18 protein-coding genes are annotated in these 15,657 nt (G+C 70.1%); 12 read left to right on the forward strand and 6 right to left on the reverse strand.

Annotated features, from left to right (window positions below):
* Positions 1-55: 55 nt before the first annotated feature.
* Positions 56-883, forward strand: a complete 828-nt coding sequence (locus tag FBY35_RS28830; protein ID WP_142216887.1) for a potassium channel family protein — start codon at positions 56-58, stop codon at positions 881-883.
* A gap of 3 nt (positions 884-886) precedes the next feature.
* On the opposite strand, the gene FBY35_RS28835 is transcribed toward FBY35_RS28830, so the two are convergent.
* Entirely contained in the window at positions 887-1,195 is a 309-nt protein-coding gene (locus tag FBY35_RS28835; protein ID WP_142216888.1) for a small hydrophobic protein, read from the reverse strand.
* Between the two features lie 47 nt (positions 1,196-1,242).
* Positions 1,243-1,602, reverse strand: a complete 360-nt coding sequence (locus FBY35_RS28840; protein ID WP_142216889.1) for a peptidase inhibitor family I36 protein — start codon at positions 1,600-1,602, stop codon at positions 1,243-1,245.
* Between the two features lie 265 nt (positions 1,603-1,867).
* Between FBY35_RS28840 and FBY35_RS28845 the strand changes: the two genes are divergently transcribed.
* Both FBY35_RS28845 and FBY35_RS28850 read left to right on the forward strand, forming a co-directional pair.
* A complete protein-coding gene (locus FBY35_RS28845; protein WP_142216890.1) occupies positions 1,868-3,079 on the forward strand; it encodes an alpha/beta hydrolase in 1,212 nt (403 codons plus the stop codon).
* 75 nt (positions 3,080-3,154) lie between these two features.
* Positions 3,155-4,024, forward strand: coding sequence for a DUF4429 domain-containing protein (locus FBY35_RS28850; RefSeq protein WP_186357092.1), 870 nt, complete (start codon positions 3,155-3,157; stop codon positions 4,022-4,024).
* A 66-nt stretch (positions 4,025-4,090) separates the two neighbouring features.
* Here the strand turns inward: FBY35_RS28850 and FBY35_RS28855 are convergent, their stop codons facing one another.
* Positions 4,091-5,119 (reverse strand): aldo/keto reductase, encoded by a 1,029-nt coding sequence (locus tag FBY35_RS28855; protein WP_142216892.1) that lies wholly within the window; start codon positions 5,117-5,119, stop codon positions 4,091-4,093.
* Positions 5,120-5,125: 6 nt separating this feature from the next.
* Entirely contained in the window at positions 5,126-5,581 is a 456-nt protein-coding gene (locus tag FBY35_RS28860) for a MerR family transcriptional regulator (protein WP_142216893.1), read from the reverse strand.
* A gap of 87 nt (positions 5,582-5,668) precedes the next feature.
* Between FBY35_RS28860 and FBY35_RS28865 the strand changes: the two genes are divergently transcribed.
* Entirely contained in the window at positions 5,669-5,872 is a 204-nt protein-coding gene (locus FBY35_RS28865) for a hypothetical protein (RefSeq protein ID WP_142216894.1), read from the forward strand.
* Between the two features lie 10 nt (positions 5,873-5,882).
* Positions 5,883-6,695 carry a serine hydrolase gene (locus FBY35_RS28870; RefSeq protein WP_142216895.1) on the forward strand — a complete coding sequence of 271 codons (813 nt, stop codon included), beginning with the start codon at positions 5,883-5,885 and terminating at the stop codon, positions 6,693-6,695.
* 45 nt (positions 6,696-6,740) lie between these two features.
* On the opposite strand, the gene FBY35_RS28875 is transcribed toward FBY35_RS28870, so the two are convergent.
* The gene (locus tag FBY35_RS28875) at positions 6,741-7,400 is read right to left on the reverse strand and encodes a pirin family protein (protein WP_186357093.1); all 660 of its coding nucleotides are present in this window, start codon (positions 7,398-7,400) and stop codon (positions 6,741-6,743) included.
* Between the two features lie 92 nt (positions 7,401-7,492).
* Between FBY35_RS28875 and FBY35_RS28880 the strand changes: the two genes are divergently transcribed.
* The 5 genes from FBY35_RS28880 (at position 7,493) to fabF (ending at position 12,344) form a co-directional block, all read left to right on the forward strand.
* Positions 7,493-8,677, forward strand: coding sequence for a CdaR family transcriptional regulator (locus tag FBY35_RS28880; protein WP_142216896.1), 1,185 nt, complete (start codon positions 7,493-7,495; stop codon positions 8,675-8,677).
* An 89-nt stretch (positions 8,678-8,766) separates the two neighbouring features.
* Complete coding sequence (locus FBY35_RS28885; protein ID WP_142216897.1) at positions 8,767-9,678, forward strand: ACP S-malonyltransferase; 912 nt, start codon at positions 8,767-8,769, stop codon at positions 9,676-9,678.
* Positions 9,679-9,694: 16 nt separating this feature from the next.
* Entirely contained in the window at positions 9,695-10,699 is a 1,005-nt protein-coding gene (locus tag FBY35_RS28890; protein ID WP_142216898.1) for a ketoacyl-ACP synthase III, read from the forward strand.
* A gap of 55 nt (positions 10,700-10,754) precedes the next feature.
* Entirely contained in the window at positions 10,755-11,003 is a 249-nt protein-coding gene (locus FBY35_RS28895; RefSeq protein WP_078077492.1) for an acyl carrier protein, read from the forward strand.
* Positions 11,004-11,081: 78 nt separating this feature from the next.
* Positions 11,082-12,344, forward strand: coding sequence for a beta-ketoacyl-ACP synthase II (gene fabF / locus FBY35_RS28900; protein ID WP_142216899.1), 1,263 nt, complete (start codon positions 11,082-11,084; stop codon positions 12,342-12,344).
* 56 nt (positions 12,345-12,400) lie between these two features.
* On the opposite strand, the gene FBY35_RS28905 is transcribed toward fabF, so the two are convergent.
* Entirely contained in the window at positions 12,401-12,895 is a 495-nt protein-coding gene (locus FBY35_RS28905; RefSeq protein WP_142216900.1) for a DUF3145 domain-containing protein, read from the reverse strand.
* A gap of 260 nt (positions 12,896-13,155) precedes the next feature.
* Here FBY35_RS28905 and FBY35_RS28910 point away from each other — a divergent pair, with 260 nt between their 5' ends.
* Both FBY35_RS28910 and FBY35_RS28915 read left to right on the forward strand, forming a co-directional pair.
* Positions 13,156-14,064 carry an SGNH/GDSL hydrolase family protein gene (locus FBY35_RS28910; protein WP_142216901.1) on the forward strand — a complete coding sequence of 303 codons (909 nt, stop codon included), beginning with the start codon at positions 13,156-13,158 and terminating at the stop codon, positions 14,062-14,064.
* A 98-nt stretch (positions 14,065-14,162) separates the two neighbouring features.
* Positions 14,163-15,398, forward strand: a complete 1,236-nt coding sequence (locus FBY35_RS28915; RefSeq protein WP_142216902.1) for a pyroglutamyl peptidase — start codon at positions 14,163-14,165, stop codon at positions 15,396-15,398.
* Positions 15,399-15,657 lie beyond the last annotated feature (259 nt).

Consider the following 15,657-nt stretch of genomic DNA (forward strand, 5'->3'; position numbering starts at 1 on the left):
AGGCGGCGGGACCCGGCCGGGTCCCGCCGCCTTCACGCGTCTCTAGCATGCAGGCATGAAGCAGCGAACAGCGCAGGTCCGCTGGGAACAGCGCATGCAGACCCCCCTTCTGGTGCTCGCCGTCGCGTTCGGCCTCGCGTACGCCGCGCCGATCGTGGCGCCCGACGCCAACGGGTGGGTGATAACGCTCTGCACGATCACCGAGTGGGTGGTGTGGGGGACCTTCGCCGTCGACTACCTCGTACGGCTGGCGCTGGCACCGGCCAAGTGGCTTTTCGCACGCAAGCATCCGCTGGACCTGGTGGCGGTGGTGCTGCCGCTGGTGCAGCCGCTGCGCCTGCTGCGGGTCGTCTCGACGCTGCTGCTGGTGGGCCGCCGGGCCAGGATGGCACCGCAGATCACTCTGACGACGTATGTCGGTGGCGCGGTGGTGGGGCTGATGATGTTCGGCTCGCTTGCCGTACTGCATGTGGAGAGGGACGCGCCGAACGGGAACATCAAGACGCTCGGTGATGCGGTGTGGTGGTCGTTCACCACGATGACGACGGTCGGGTACGGCGATCATGCGCCGACGACGGGTCTGGGGCGGGTGCTCGCGGTCGGGCTGATGATTTCGGGGATCGCGCTGCTCGGTGTCGTCACCGCCAATATCGCGGCATGGTTCATCTCCCGCTTCGAGCGGGACGACGCCGAGGAACGCAAGCAGACGGCGCTGCTCCAGGCGCTGGCGGCGGAAGTGCGGGCGCTGCGGGAGCAGGTGGCCGCGCTGTCACAGGCCGGGGCGGTCACGGAGCTTCCTGCAACGGCGGTGCAGGCGGAAGCCGGGGCGGGCGCCATGCCCACCCCGGCCGGTCTGTCCGACGAGCCTGCGGTGCGTGGCTGACGATCACCACATCCCGCTTGCGGGAACCGTGGCTCCCGCGAGCCAGACGATCGCCAGCAGGGTGTCGATGCCGCCGAGCACGACTGCCGCCAGTGCCGGGACCGGCTGTGCACCGTTCCAGCGGCGGCCCATACCGAGCCATCCGCAGACGATCGCGATCGGGCCGAGGACGATCCCCAGCACGAAGAAACCGGCGATCGCACAGATCAGGCCGATGATTCCGAGTGCCGCGCGATCCGGCCCGCTCCTCGACCAGTTCCGGCCGCGTGAGCGGGGGTGCCTGCGCGTTGTGTGTCCGAAGCCCGCCATCATCACTCCTCGAGTCGTCGAATCGGGGCTCGGAGAGCGGGTACCCCGCTTCAGCGTTCCCAGACCTTGAACGCCCTGACCCGGTACGGGGATTGGGGCACCCAGGTGCCATCGCCCGGGTAGGTCTCGAACTCGCCGGTCTCCTCGCACTCCTGCGACTGGTACGTGGTGACCGGCCGCCCGGTCCGGTTGGCGAGTGCCTCGGCGCTGGTGCCGGGCGGCAGCGGAACACAGCTCTCGACATCGGTGCCGTAGAGCTCATGGACCTGGCGGATGCCCTTGAAGTCCCCTTTCTCCCACAGGCACAACTCGCCCACCGCGCACTCCCCGAGGCGGGGTGGCGCGGCGGCAGCCGTCTGCGGCGCCAGTAGGGCTGCGGCCAGGACTCCGGCCGTGAAGATCATGCGCATGTCGGTAACCCCCGTGTCGTACTGATCACTTGACCGCAGCGTGACCGGAGGCCGGCGGCCGGGGGAAGGGCGTTCGATGCACGTCACCCTGATAGGCGACAGTCCCGGCGGGTGGGAGCGGGGCGGGGCGCACCCCAAACCGGGTGACCGCAGCGGCGCGCCCGCGCACGGAATGTGACGACATTCCCTTCGTACTCTCTTCGGACACGTGATCTGCCTCACGGTCTTCGCGAGCCGCCTCGCGCGTCTCCTAGGGTGTCCCGCAGTGACTTCCTTCGACTCCTCCCCCACCCTCACCGCCTGGCGCGCCCTGCTCGCGCTCGCGGTCGTGTTCATGATGCTGGCGACCACCGGCTGGACCGCAGTACGACATCAGAGCGGTCCCCGCGACGGTCTCGAGGCTGAGCTCGCGGGCTGGGCCAAGGCCCGGGTCGGGGTGCGGGCGCTGCCCGATCCGGATTCACCGCCGCAGCGCCTCGCCGCGTTCTTCGGTTCCATCGGCAGCACGCAGCGGGCCCGTCTCGCCGACCGGTACCCCCTCCTCGTCGGCAATCTCAACGGGGCTCCGGTCACCCTGCGCTACCGCGCCAACCGCAAGGCCCTCGCGCTCTCGCTGACGGAGGAGCGCAAGCGCGCGAAGGACGTCAACCTGACCACGGCCGGCCATCACCAGGCCGTCCGCCGTATGCACCGCTTCGAGGCACTCATGAGCCCCGAGCGGCAGATCCTCGCCTTCGATCCGTCCGGTCCCGGCAAGGTCGCCGAGGTGCTCGGCGACCTCGACCGGGCCCAGCGGGTGTCGGTGATCGTCCCAGGCGTCGACACCAATCTGCTCACCTTCCAGAGGACCTCGCGCAAGTACACCGCGCCGGCGGGCATGGCGGAGTCCCTGTACGCCGCCGAGCGGGCCGCGTCCCCGCGTACGCGTACGGCGGTCATCGCGTGGGCCGACTACACCGCACCCGCCGGTATCGGCATGGACTCGGCCACGGGCCGCCGCGCCGAGGACGGTGCGGTGCGCCTGGCCGCACTCACGGGCGCGCTGCCCGGCCGCTCCAAGATCGCGCTGTTCTGCCACAGTTACGGCTCCGTCGTGTGCGGTGTCGCCGCGCGCCATCTGCCCGCCCGCGTGCGTGATGTGGCGGTGGCCGGCAGCCCCGGCATGCGCGCCGAGAACGTGGCCGGGCTCCACGCCCGGGCCCGCGTCTGGGCGATGCGGGATCGGGACGACTGGATCCAGGACGTGCCGCATCTGGCGGTCGGCGGCCTCGGCCACGGCGAGGACCCGGTCACCCCGGAGTTCGGCGCGCGGGTGCTGTCCGCGGCGGACGCGGTCGGTCACACCGGCTATTTCGAGCCGGGTACGGAGAGCGTCAGCAACTTCGCCGAGATAGGCGTCGGTTCCTACGACGGAGTGACCTGTCACAGCGGCGACGACACGTGCCGCAGTGGTATTTACGGCAACGAAGCGGCCTGACGCGCGTAGAGCATCGTGGCCGGGCCTGAGCACCGAGGGGCGACGCGAGGGCACGCGCCGCCTACGATGAGGCGTATGGGTGATGTTCTGGCCGGAATTCAAGCCACTTGGGAGTTCGAGACCGACTCCGTGCTCATCCGCTTCGAACGGGGACTCCGCGCGCCGAAGCTGTTCCAGACGCTTCGCGAACGCCGAATCCCCCACGAGGCGTTGGCGTCGGTGACCCTCTCCCCGGGCAAGCGCGGCACGGTGGTGCTGCACGCTGCGCCCAGACCCGGTGCCGATCCGCTGATGGATGCCGCGGCCGGGCAGCTGAAGGAGGGCTGCGACCCGTACCGGCTGGTGCTGCCCGCGGAGCGCGAGACACTCGCCGAGTACTACGCCGACGAACTGCGCGCCCTGCTCCCCGCCGATGCCGAAACCCCGGCCGAGCGGTACGCCGTGGCCGCGCCCGAGGGCCCGATGCACTTCAAGGCGTACGACGGAAAGGCCTTCTTCGACGGCTCGATGGTCTCGTTCCGCTGGTCCCGGACGGCCGCGTCGTCCGCCAAGTGGCGGGCGGGCGACCAGAGTTTCCCGGTGACGGAGCTGAGCGGCCTGGAGTGGCGCTCGCCGGAGGCGTTCGACGGGTATCTGAGGCTGCTGCGCCACGGTGACGATCCGGGTGACGAGTCGGCCGCGCCCAGGCAGGTGGACCAGGATCCTGCGTCGGTGCTCTTCGGGGTGAGCCGCGGGCCGGTGCACGAGTCGCTGCCCTTCGCCGCGGCGGTGCTGGAGTCCGTACGCAACAGTGGCTCCGCGCCGGTGATGGCGCTGCGGGCGGGGCGGCGCGACCCGGCGGACATCGCCGAGCGGATACGGCACCTCGGGGAGCTGCACCAGGCGGGCCTGGTGACGGACGAGGAGTTCAGCACCAAGAAGGCACAGCTGCTCGCGGAGCTGTGAGTCGTGTGCGAGTGACGGAGCCCGCCGCGGCACTGCTCGCGGCGGGCAACGCTTCGGCCCGTACGGCTACTCGCGCGCCGCCGACGTCGACGACATGTCCGGGTAGCGGTCCCCCGCCACCTGCCCGGCGATCGGCTCCAGCACCACCAGCTCCTCCGCGGTCAGCTTCAGCCGGGTGGCGCCGACGTTCTCGAGCAGCCGGCTGGTCCTGCGGGTGCCCGGGATCGGCACGACGGCGAGCGAGTGCACGTCGGCCCGATGCTGCACCCACGCGAGGGCCACATGCGCCGCCGTCGCCCCGTGCGCCGCGGCGATCTTGTGGACCGGCTCCAGGAGCGCGGCGTTGGTCTTGGCGTTGTCGCCGGTGAAGCGCGGCTGGTGCCTGCGGAAGTCGCCCTGGGACAGGTCCTTGCCCGCGTCGGCGAAAGCTCCGGTGAGGAAGCCGCGGCCGAGCGGCGAGTACGGCACGAACGCGACGCCGAGCTCGGCCGCCGCGCCCACCGCGCTGCGCTCCACGTCCCGGCTGAACAGCGACCACTCCGACTGCAGCGCGGCGATCGGATGCACGGCGTGCGCCTCGCGCAGCTCGGCACCGGTGACCTCGCTCAGCCCCAGGTGCCTGACGAGGCCGCGCTCCACCAGTTCGGCCATCGCGCCGACGGACTCGGCGAGCGGCACGGCCGGGTCGCGGCGGTGCATGTAGTACAGGTCGATGACATCGGTCCTCAGCCGCCGCAGGCTCCCCTCGACGGCCTTGCGGATGTACGCCGGGTCATTGCGGACAGCCCGGAACTTCGAGTCGTCACTCCGCTCGATGGCGAACTTCGTGGCCAGGGTGATCTCGTCGCGGTGCGCTCCGACGAACGGCGCGAGAAACTCCTCGTTCGCCCCCCGCCCGTACGCGTCCGCCGTGTCGAAGAGCGTGACGCCCGCCTCCAGCGCCGCCTCCAGGGTCTCCCGGGCAGCCGCCAGGTCGGTCTCCCCGTAGAACTCGCTCATGCCCATGCAGCCCAGGCCCTGTATGCCGACCAGCGGTCCGCCGGTGCCGAGCCGCACCTGGGCGATCTTGCCGTCACTCCTCGAGAATTCAGCCATCAGGTTTCAGAGCCTCTCCGACGCCCGCCGGGCGTCCGCATAAAAGTCGATCTTGTGATCCAGCACGGCGAGCGTGTCCTGCAGCTCCGCGATGCGCCTGCGCACATCGCGCCGCGTCCGCTGCAGCAGCTCCTGCCGTGCCTCGAAGGTGTGCTCGCCCTCGCGCACCAGCTCGGCATAGCGGACCATGTCCGCGACCGGCATCCCGGTCAGCCGCAGCTTGCCGACGAAGGCGAGCCAGTCCAGATCGCGATTGGTGAAGCGCCGCTGCCCGGTGTGCGACCGGTCGACGTGCGGCATCAGCCCGATCCGCTCGTACCAGCGCAGGGTGTGCGCGGTGAGCCCGGTGAAAGCGACGACCTCGCTGATCGTGTAGCGGTCCTGGCCCTCGGGGCGGGGATGCGCAGGGGGAGCCGACTTGCAGAGGTCCACTCGTACCTGCGTGCTCTCGATCAGCGTCATGTCCTCAACGCTAAAACCTTCGAGTGCACTTCAAGCAAGCAGAAATGGATGGCAGTTTCCCGGCGACGCCCCATAACCTCCAAGACCATGAGCCTCGCACGACGCGCCACCCCCGATGACGCCGAAGAGCTGGTCCGCCTCCGCAAGGTCATGCAGGACTCGTATCTCGGGCCGTTCCGCGAGCGCGGCGTACGCAAGATCGACCTGCGGGCCTCCTCCGACGGCGAGCCCCTGTACACCTCGCTCGGCTTCGTCCGCACCCCTGATCCGGCGATGAGACTCACCCTTTAGGCTCGTACGCATGCAGAGCCTGGCGATGATCGAGAACTGGCCGGTACCGACCGCGGCGGCCGCCGTCGTACGAGCGGACGGCACCGTCGCCGGATCGCACGGCCTGCTCGCGCACCGCTTCGCGCTCGCCTCCGTCACCAAGCCGCTCACGGCCTACGCGGCGCTCGTGGCGTACGAGGAAGGGGCCATCGAGCTCGACGAACCGGCGGGCCCCGAGGGCTCCACGGTCCGTCATCTGCTCGCCCACACCTCCGGCCTGGCCTTCGACGAGCACCGCGTGACGGCCCCGCCCGGTACCCGCAGGCTGTACTCCAACGCGGGCTTCGAGGCGCTCGGCGACCACATCGCCAAGGCGACGGGCATCCCGTTCGCGGAGTATCTGCGCCAGGCCGTCCTCGAACCACTGCGCATGACGGCGACCACGCTGGAGGGCTCCCCCGCGAAGGACGGCGTCTCGACGGTCGACGACCTGGTGCGCTTCGCCGCAGAGGTGCAGGCGCCGCGGCTGCTGGACGCCCGTACCGTCCTCGAGGCCATGACGGTCGTGCACCCGGGCCTGTCAGGCATCCTTCCCGGCTACGGGCACCAGAAGCCGAACGACTGGGGTCTTGGCTTCGAGATCCGGGACTCCAAGACACCGCACTGGACGGGCAGTTCGTCCTCGCCCCGCACCTTCGGCCACTTCGGGCAGTCGGGCACGTTCCTGTGGATCGATCCGGATGCGGGCGCGGCGTGCGTGGCGCTCACGGACCGGCCCTTCGGGCAGTGGGCGATCGACGCGTGGCCGCCGTTCACGGACGCGGTGCTGGCGGAGCTGAGCTGAGTACCGGTCTCAGGACCGGTCTCAGGACCGGTCTCAGGACCGGTCTCAGGACTCGTACAGCTCCCAGAGCAGCAGCTCGGCCTGAACCACGGCGGCCAGCTCAAGGCCGTCCGCGTCCGTGATCCGCGCCGCGTCCCCCTGGGCCAACTCCGCATCGACCAGACGCACTTCGCCCCGCACCACATGCACGTACACCGCCGGCGCGTCCGGCACTGCCGTGCGCTCTCCTGGGGAGAGGCGGCGGACATGCAGCATCGCGCCCGCCTCGGGGAGTGCGTAGGGCGTCGAGTCCGCGATACCGCGCACGATCTCGTACGCGGGATCGCCGCCCGGCGTCAGCGGAGCAAGCCACATCTGCACGAAGGTCAGCGGCACGTCCGCGTCATTGCGCTCCACATGACGCACGCCGTCCGCGGAGCTGAGCCGCTGGACGTCGCCGGGCCGGACGACGGTCGCACGGCCCGTCGAGTCGCGATGGGTCAGCTCGCCCTCGACGACCCAGGTGACGATCTCGGTGTGGCTGTGCGGATGCTCGTCGAACCCGGCACCGGGATCGAGACGCTCCTCGTTGCAGGCGAGGATCGCACCGAATCGCAGGTTGTCGGGGTCGTAGTGCTGCCCGAAGGAGAAGGCGTGCAGGGACTCGATGCCCGAGGCGGGATCGCCGCCGCGGAAGCGGTCGGCGGAGCGCCGTACGTCAATCACGACTCCCACCGTAGACCCGGGAAGGGGGCCCGATGCGCGTACCGGAGCCCCGCCACTCCGCTCAGCCGTCCCGATAAGGCAATCTTGTCCCCGTGCCCGAACCTGCAGCGAACTCCGCCCACCCGCATACCGCGACCCTGCGCCGTCTGGAGCAGTCCTCCGGCCGGCTCGCCGCGAACGCCATCGCACGCATGGACGAGACGCTGCCGTGGTACCGCGCGATGCCCCCGGAGAACCGGTCGTGGATCGGCCTTGTCGCCCAGGCCGGTATCGCCGCGTTCACCGAGTGGTTCCGGCATCCGGAGACCCCGCAGGCGATCTCGACCGACGTCTTCGGCACGGCTCCGCGCGAGCTGACCCGCGCGATCACCCTGCGCCAGACCGTCGAGATGGTGCGCACCACCATCGAGGTCATGGAGGCGGCGATCGAGGAGGTCGCGGCGCCCGGTGACGAGTCCGTACTGCGCGAGGCCCTGCTCGTCTACGCACGCGAGATCGCCTTCGCGACCGCGCAGGTGTACGCGCAGGCCGCCGAGGCCCGCGGCGCCTGGGACGCCCGGCTCGAATCGCTGGTCGTCAACGCCGTACTGTCCGGCGAGGCCGACGAGGGGGCGGTGTCCCGCGCAGCCGCGCTCGGCTGGAACTCCCCCGAGCACGTCTGCGTCATCCTCGGCACCGCGCCCGACGGCGACAGCGAACTCACCGTCGAGGCCATCCGCCGGGCCGCCCGGCACGCCAAGCTCCAGGTCCTCACCGGAGTCCTCGGCGACCGGCTCGTCGTCATCGCGGGCGGCAGCGACAACCCGCTCCAGGTCGCCAAGGCCCTGATCGGGCCTTATGCCGCGGGTCCGGTGGTCGCGGGGCCCGTCGTGCCCGACCTGCTCGCCGCCACCAAGTCCGCGCAGGCCGCGGCCGCCGGGCTCAAGGCGTGTTCCGCCTGGCAGGACGCCCCCCGCCCGGTCCTCGCGGACGATCTGCTGCCGGAGCGCGCGATCGCATCGGACCCGGGCGCGCGGGAGCAATTGGTGGAGGAGATCTACAGACCGCTGGAAGAAGCGGGGTCGGCGCTTCTGGAAACCTTGAGCGTCTATCTGGAGCAGGCGAGTAGCCTCGAGGGCGCTGCAAGAATGCTCTTCGTCCACCCCAACACCGTGCGCTACCGGCTGCGACGTGTGACCGACGTCACCGGATGGTCACCCTCCGATGTTCGCTCCGCGTTCACGCTGCGGATTGCGCTCATCCTCGGGCGTCTGGCCGACGCAGATTCGCAGCCCTAGACTTTTGTCGAACACCAACAATTCCCCTGACGTTTCTTGGTCCCTGTCCCCACGGGCGGTTGGAGCCGTCCACAAGAGAAAGTGTGAGGGTGCTCGTACTCGTCGCTCCCGGCCAAGGCGCTCAGACGCCCGGCTTCCTGACTCCCTGGCTCGACCTCCCCGGCGCTGCCGACCGCATTGCGGCCTGGTCCGACGCCATCGAGCTCGACCTTGCCCACTACGGCACGAAGGCCGACGCGGACGAGATCCGCGACACCGCCGTGGCACAGCCGCTCCTCGTCGCCGCCGGCCTGCTCTCGGCCGCGGCGCTCGGTGAGGTTCGCCCCGGCGCCGTCGCAGGTCACAGCGTCGGCGAAATCACCGCGGCCACATTCGCCGGTGTCCTCGACGAGGTCGCCGCACTCGGTTTCGTCCGTACGCGCGGACTGGCCATGGCCGAGGCCGCCGCGGTCACCGAGACCGGTATGTCGGCCGTCCTCGGCGGTGACCCCGAGCAGGTCGTCGCCCATCTCGAAAGCCTCGGCCTGACCCCGGCGAACGTGAACGGAGCCGGCCAGATCGTCGCCGCAGGCACCGCCGAGCAACTGGCGGCACTGGCCGAGAACAAGCCGGAGAAGGCCCGTGTCATCGCACTGAAGGTGGCCGGCGCGTTCCACACGCACCACATGGCGCCCGCGGTCGCGGCCCTCAAGGAGGCTGCCCGGAACCTCACGGTCTCCGACCCGGTCCTGCCGTACGTCTCGAACAAGGACGGCCACATCGTCTCCACCGGCGACGAGGTCATCGCCCGGCTGGTCGGCCAGGTCGCCAACCCGGTCCGCTGGGACCTGTGCATGGAGACCTTCAAGGAGCAGGGCGTCACCGCCCTGGTCGAGGTCTGCCCCGGCGGCACGCTCACGGGCCTCGCCAAGCGCGCCCTGCCGGGCGTGCAGACGCTCGCGCTCAAGACCCCCGACGACCTCGACGCGGCCCGCACGCTTGTCGCCGAGCATTCAGCCTGACAAGGAGCCGCAGAGCATGTCGACGAAGATCAAGCCCAGCCAGGGCGCCCCGTACGCACGCATCATGGGTGTCGGTGGCTACCGCCCCACCCGCGTCGTGCCGAACGAGGTGATCCTCGAGACGATCGACTCCTCTGACGAGTGGATCCGCTCGCGCTCGGGCATCGCGACGCGTCATTGGGCCTCCCCCGAGGAGACCGTCAGCGCGATGTCCGTGGAGGCGGCAGGCAAGGCGATCGCCGACGCCGGGATCACCCCGGAGCAGATCGGCGGCGTCATCGTCTCCACCGTCTCGCACTTCAAGCAGACTCCGGCCATCGCGACCGAGATCGCGGACAAGATCGGCGCGGTCAAGCCGGCCGCGTTCGACATCTCCGCGGGCTGCGCCGGCTTCGGCTACGGCCTCACCCTCGCCAAGGGCATGGTCGTCGAGGGCTCCGCGCAGTACGTACTGGTCATCGGCGTCGAGCGGCTGAGCGACCTGACCGACCTGGGGGACCGCGCGACGGCCTTCCTCTTCGGTGACGGCGCGGGCGCGGTCGTCGTCGGCCCTTCCAAGGAGCCGCAGATCGGCCCGACCGTCTGGGGCTCGGAAGGCGACAAGTCCGACACCATCAAGCAGACCGTGCCGTGGGACGACTACCGCAACGGCACCGTCGAGAAGTTCCCGGCGATCACCCAGGAGGGCCAGGCGGTCTTCCGCTGGGCCGTGTTCGAGATGGCGAAGGTCGCCCAGCAGGCGCTGGACGCGGCCGGAATCAGCGCGGACGACCTGGACGTCTTCATCCCGCACCAGGCCAATATGCGGATCATCGATTCGATGGTGAAGACTCTGAAGCTGCCGGAGCACGTCACGGTCGCCCGTGACGTGGAAACCACCGGCAACACCTCGGCCGCCTCGATCCCGCTCGCGATGGAGCGGCTCCTGGCGACCGGACAGGCCAAGAGCGGCGACACCGCGCTCGTCATCGGCTTCGGGGCGGGTCTCGTCTACGCAGCCACGGTCGTTACCCTCCCCTAGGCAACCGGATCTTCCGGACGCCACACCCTCTGATACAACACCGAAGGAGCGCCACATGGCCGCCACTCAGGAAGAGATCGTCACCGGTCTCGCGGAGATCGTCAACGAGATCGCCGGCATCCCGGTCGAGGACGTCCAGCTGGACAAGTCCTTCACCGACGACCTGGACGTCGACTCGCTGTCCATGGTCGAGGTCGTCGTCGCCGCCGAAGAGCGTTTCGACGTCAAGATCCCGGACGACGACGTCAAGAACCTGAAGACTGTCGGCGACGCCGCGGACTACATCGCCAAGCACCAGGCCTGAGCCTGAATCGCGTTTGTCGCCACCCGGCGGTGGCGCCGTGACAATTCAGCACCCTCTACACGTGGAGAAAGAATTCCTGTGAGCTCGACCAATCGCACCGTGGTCGTCACCGGTATCGGCGCAACCACACCGTTGGGTGGCGACAGCGCATCGACCTGGGAGGGTCTGCTCGCCGGGCGCTCCGGAGTGAAGCCCCTCGAGGGCGAGCGCTTCGCCGAACTCCCGGTCCGGATCGCCGCACCCGCGGCGGTCGACCCGGGCGAGGTCCTGCCGCGCCCGCTCGCCCGCAAGCTGGACCGCTCGGCGCAGTTCGCGCTGATCGCGGCCCGTGAGGCCTGGGCGGACGCCGGCTTCGGCGCACCGGCCGGTAAGGACGTCAACGTTCTCCCCGAGCGCCTGGGCGCGGTCATCGCCTCCGGCATCGGCGGCGTGACCACTCTGCTCGACCAGTACGACGTGCTCAAGGAGAAGGGCGTACGCCGCGTCTCCCCGCACACCGTGCCCATGCTCATGCCCAACGGCCCCTCCGCCAACGTCGGCCTGGAGGTGAACGCCCGGGCGGGCGTGCACACTCCGGTCTCCGCCTGTGCGTCCGGCGCCGAAGCGATCGGCTACGCCGTCGAGATGATCCGCACCGGCCGCGCCGACGTCGTGGTCGCCGGCGGCACCGAGGCGGCCATCCACCCGCTGCCCATTGCGGCGTTCGCCAACATGATGGCGATGTCCAAGAACAACGACGAGCCCGAGAAGGCCTCCCGCCCGTACGACACCGCCCGTGACGGCTTCGTCCTCGGCGAGGGCGCGGGCGTCGTGATCCTGGAGTCGGCCGAACACGCCGCCAAGCGCGGCGCGAAGGTCTACTGCGAGGTTCTTGGCCAGGGCCTGTCCGCGGACAGCCACCACATCGCCCAGCCCGAGCCGACCGGCCGCGGCATCGCCACCGCGATGCAGAACCTGCTGGAGGCGACGGACCTCAAGCCGTCCGAGGTCGTCCACCTCAACGCGCATGCCACGTCGACCCCGCAGGGCGACATCGCCGAGATCAAGGCCCTGCGCAAGGTCCTGGGCGACGAACTCGACCATGTCGCGGTGTCGGCCACGAAGTCGATGACCGGGCATCTGCTCGGCGGCGCCGGCGGCATCGAGACGGTCGCCACCGTGCTGGCGCTGTACCACCGCACGGCGCCGCCGACGATCAACATCGACGACCTCGACCAGGCGGTCGACGCGGACATCGTGCGCGGCGAGCCCCGCAAGCTCCCCGAGGGCACGATCGCGGCGATCAACAATTCATTCGGCTTCGGCGGCCACAACGTGGTGCTCGCGTTCCGCACCGTCTGATTCCTCTACGCCCGAAAGGGCCCCCACCAGGCTGGGGGCCCTTTCGGCTACGTCATTCAGACGACCTGGTGCAGCCAGCGGACCGGTGCGCCCTCCCCTGCGTACCGGAACGGCTCCAGTTCGTCGTCCCACGGCTTGCCCAGCAGCTTGGAGATCTCCCCCTCCAGGTCCGTCTCGCCCTGCGCCGACCGCGCCAGCGCGGCGCGAAGCCGGTCCTCGGGGATCAGGATGTCGCCGTGCATCCCGGTGACGGCGTGAAAGATGCCGAGTTCGGGCGTGGCACTGTAGCGCTCGCCCTCGGCCGTGGAGCAGGGCTCGGCGGTCACCTCGAAGCGCAGCATCTGCCAGCCGCGCAGCGCCGAGGCGAGCTGGGAGGCCGTGCCCACCTCGCCCTGCCAGGAGAATTCGGATCTCCAGGTACCGGGCGATGCCGGCTGACGGATCCAGTCGAGCTGGACCCGCACGCCAAGTACGCCCGCGACCGCCCATTCGACGTGCGGGCACAGCGCGCGCGGTGCGGAGTGAACGTACAGAACGCCACGTGTCGTCACCGGGACCTCCAGTGTGGGACGAGGATCGTCTTCCCAGCGGCCTCAGTAAACAGCATCGGGAGTGAAACTCCACAAAAGGGACAGCATGTGACGTGATGTAATTTACTGGGGCCGATGGGCACGGCACCTCTGGGTCGACGGGAAAAAGCTACCGTGAGTAGATGCCCGAGGGGTGACGTAATGTCGGTCACGGGGCCCGTACGCACCAAGCATTCACTCGGCAGGACGTCTGGGACCGATATTACGGAGGGGAACTGGGGATGCAGGAGACACGTCGGACGCGCCGCTCGCGCACCACGGCGGCAGCCCTGACGGCGGCCTTCCTCCTCATGACCGGCGCACTGGCCGGCTGTGACTCCTCCTCGGACCCGCACACGCACGGCTCCCCCGCCAAGCGGCGGCCCTCCCCCACCCCCGTCTGGGACCGCAGCCCGGACTCGATCGCCGCGGTCGGCGACTCCATCACCCGCGGGTTCGACGCGTGTGTGGTGCTCTCCGACTGCCCGGAGGTCTCCTGGGCGACCGGCACCGACGCGAGGGTACGCAGCCTGGCCCTGCGCCTCATCGGCGAGTCCCAGGTCGCCGAGCGCAGCTGGAACTACGCACGCTCCGGGGCCGATGTCGCCGACCTGCCTGGGCAGATGGCCCAGGCGGCGGCGAAGAAGCCCGAACTGGTGACGGTCATGGTCGGCGCGAACGACGCGTGCGCGGACACGGCGGAGAGGATGACGAGGGTCGAGGACTTCCGCCGGTCCTTCGAGGCCGCGCTGAAGCAGTTACGGCGTACGGCACCGAAGGCCCAGGTGTACGTGTCGAGCGTGCCGGACCTCAAACGGCTGTGGTCGGCCGGGCGCGGCAACCCGCTGGGCAAGCAGATCTGGAAACTGGGCATCTGCGCGTCGATGCTCGGCGACGCGGACGACGTCAGTGTGCGGGCGCAGACGCGGCGGACACGGGTGCAGGACCGGGTCGTCGCATACAACGAGGTGCTGAAGGACGTCTGCGGAAAGGACCCGCGCTGCCGGTACGACGGCGGGGCGGTGTTCGACTTCCGCTTCAGCGGCGAGCAGTTGAGCCGGTGGGACTGGTTCCACCCGAGCAGGGACGGGCAGGAACGCCTCGCGGAAATCGCCTACCGCAACGTCACGTCGTCGAAGCCGCCGGCCTGAACCGGGGCTCTGCCGCAAACCCGGCGTCTCCGATGTGACCTACTGGCGGGGGTAGTTGGGCGGCGGCGATACTTCCGCCACCCGACGGAAGGAATCCCGTGTCCCGGATACGCGTCCGCCTGCACTTAGTTGGCGCCGCTCTCGTCAGCCTCACCCTCGCCGGCTCACCTCTCGCCGCGGCCGAACCCGCCGCCGTCTCACCACCCACCGTGGAGGAGCAGCGGCTCGACCGGACCGTGCCCCAGGTGATCCTGCGGCGCAGCGGATTCGACGTGGTGGCACCACGGTTGGCGGACGCGCTGGCGGCGGCGCGGACCTACCGGCAGGCCGAGTGGGCCGTCGTACGCCAGGGCTCGCAGCTGTGGGACAGGGCCGTCGACCGCGCCCAGGGCCGCGGACCGGCACTCGGCGATCTGAGCCGGGACGACGACCGGCCGCTGTACTGGGCGCGGCTCGGAATGACCCGTGAACTGCGGCAGTGGCAGCCGGAGTTCGCGCTCTCCGAAGCGCGGCGGGCCCGGCTCCTCGACCGGCTCGAGCGCTCCTCCCGTGGCCAGGACTCGATGAATTTCCCCACGGGCAAGGGCATCAAGCGCATCGTGATGACGGGCTTCGACCCCTTCACGCTGGACCGTGACATCCGTATCAGCAACCCGTCCGGGGCGACGGCGCTGGCGCTCGACGGGACGTGGATCCGTACGGCCGACGGTCCCGCCCGTATCGAGACAGCGGTCTTCCCGGTCCGCTGGCAGGACTTCGCGGACGGCACGGTCGAGCGAACGCTGCGCCCGCAGCTTCCGAAGGCGGATCTGTTCACGACGGTGAGTCAGGGCCGGGTCGGCCGTATCGACATCGAGCGCACGAACGGCGCATGGCGGGGCGGGTTCGGCGACAACGACAACATCTCGCGTACGGAGACGGTGCCGGTGAGCGACCCGGCGTCGCAGCCGCAGTGGACGTCGACGACGCTTCCGTACAAGGCGATCGTGGCGGCGCGGACGGGGCGCTTCCCGGTGTACGACAACACGACGGTGACGGAGATCCCGGCCGGCGCCTCGGGCCCGGTGGTCCGCCCCGACGGGCCCACGGCGGGCTCGACGGCGCGGGCCGGGGGCGGGGGCGACTACCTGTCGAACGAGATCGCGTACCGGGCGACGCTGCTGCGGGACCGGCTGGGGCTGACGATCCCGGGGGGTCATGTGCACACGCCGGTACTGCAGTTCGGGCCGGGCAACTCGACGGAGATCACGGACCCGGAGTTCGTCCGCAACCGGATGGAGATCATCGCGCAGGTCCGCGCGATCATTCGCGTGGCGGCGGAGTCGGCTGAGTGATCCCGGGACTCAAACGCCGGAGGGGCTGAGGTTCAGCCCCTCCGGCGTTTGAGGGCGCGCGGCCGAAGGTCGCATACGGGGTCTGGGGCATTGCCCCGATGGGGAACAGCCCGCCGCAGGCGAGGACCAGGCCGTCTTCGGCCATTGTTGGCACCAGATTCGCCATGTACCGTTCAAGAGCGCGTCGTCCAGCGGTTCGCCGCCCGCTGTTCTACGCGCGCAGAATCGGCGCCCGCACCGCCTCTCCCCACCCCTCACG

Source organism: Streptomyces sp. SLBN-118 (assembly GCF_006715635.1).
Classification (GTDB): domain Bacteria; phylum Actinomycetota; class Actinomycetes; order Streptomycetales; family Streptomycetaceae; genus Streptomyces.

What these genes read in the sequence shown, in the direction of transcription:
- FBY35_RS28830 (WP_142216887.1), top strand. Translation starts at nt 56, where the DNA reads ATGAAGCAGCGAACAGCGCAGGTCCGCTGGGAACAGCGCATGCAGACC.
- FBY35_RS28835 (WP_142216888.1), bottom strand. Translation starts at nt 1,195, where the DNA reads ATGATGGCGGGCTTCGGACACACAACGCGCAGGCACCCCCGCTCACGC.
- FBY35_RS28840 (WP_142216889.1), bottom strand. Translation starts at nt 1,602, where the DNA reads ATGCGCATGATCTTCACGGCCGGAGTCCTGGCCGCAGCCCTACTGGCG.
- FBY35_RS28850 (WP_186357092.1), top strand. Translation starts at nt 3,155, where the DNA reads ATGGGTGATGTTCTGGCCGGAATTCAAGCCACTTGGGAGTTCGAGACC.
- FBY35_RS28855 (WP_142216892.1), bottom strand. Translation starts at nt 5,119, where the DNA reads ATGGCTGAATTCTCGAGGAGTGACGGCAAGATCGCCCAGGTGCGGCTC.
- FBY35_RS28860 (WP_142216893.1), bottom strand. Translation starts at nt 5,581, where the DNA reads ATGACGCTGATCGAGAGCACGCAGGTACGAGTGGACCTCTGCAAGTCG.
- FBY35_RS28865 (WP_142216894.1), top strand. Translation starts at nt 5,669, where the DNA reads ATGAGCCTCGCACGACGCGCCACCCCCGATGACGCCGAAGAGCTGGTC.
- FBY35_RS28870 (WP_142216895.1), top strand. Translation starts at nt 5,883, where the DNA reads ATGCAGAGCCTGGCGATGATCGAGAACTGGCCGGTACCGACCGCGGCG.
- FBY35_RS28890 (WP_142216898.1), top strand. Translation starts at nt 9,695, where the DNA reads ATGTCGACGAAGATCAAGCCCAGCCAGGGCGCCCCGTACGCACGCATC.
- FBY35_RS28895 (WP_078077492.1), top strand. Translation starts at nt 10,755, where the DNA reads ATGGCCGCCACTCAGGAAGAGATCGTCACCGGTCTCGCGGAGATCGTC.
- FBY35_RS28910 (WP_142216901.1), top strand. Translation starts at nt 13,156, where the DNA reads ATGCAGGAGACACGTCGGACGCGCCGCTCGCGCACCACGGCGGCAGCC.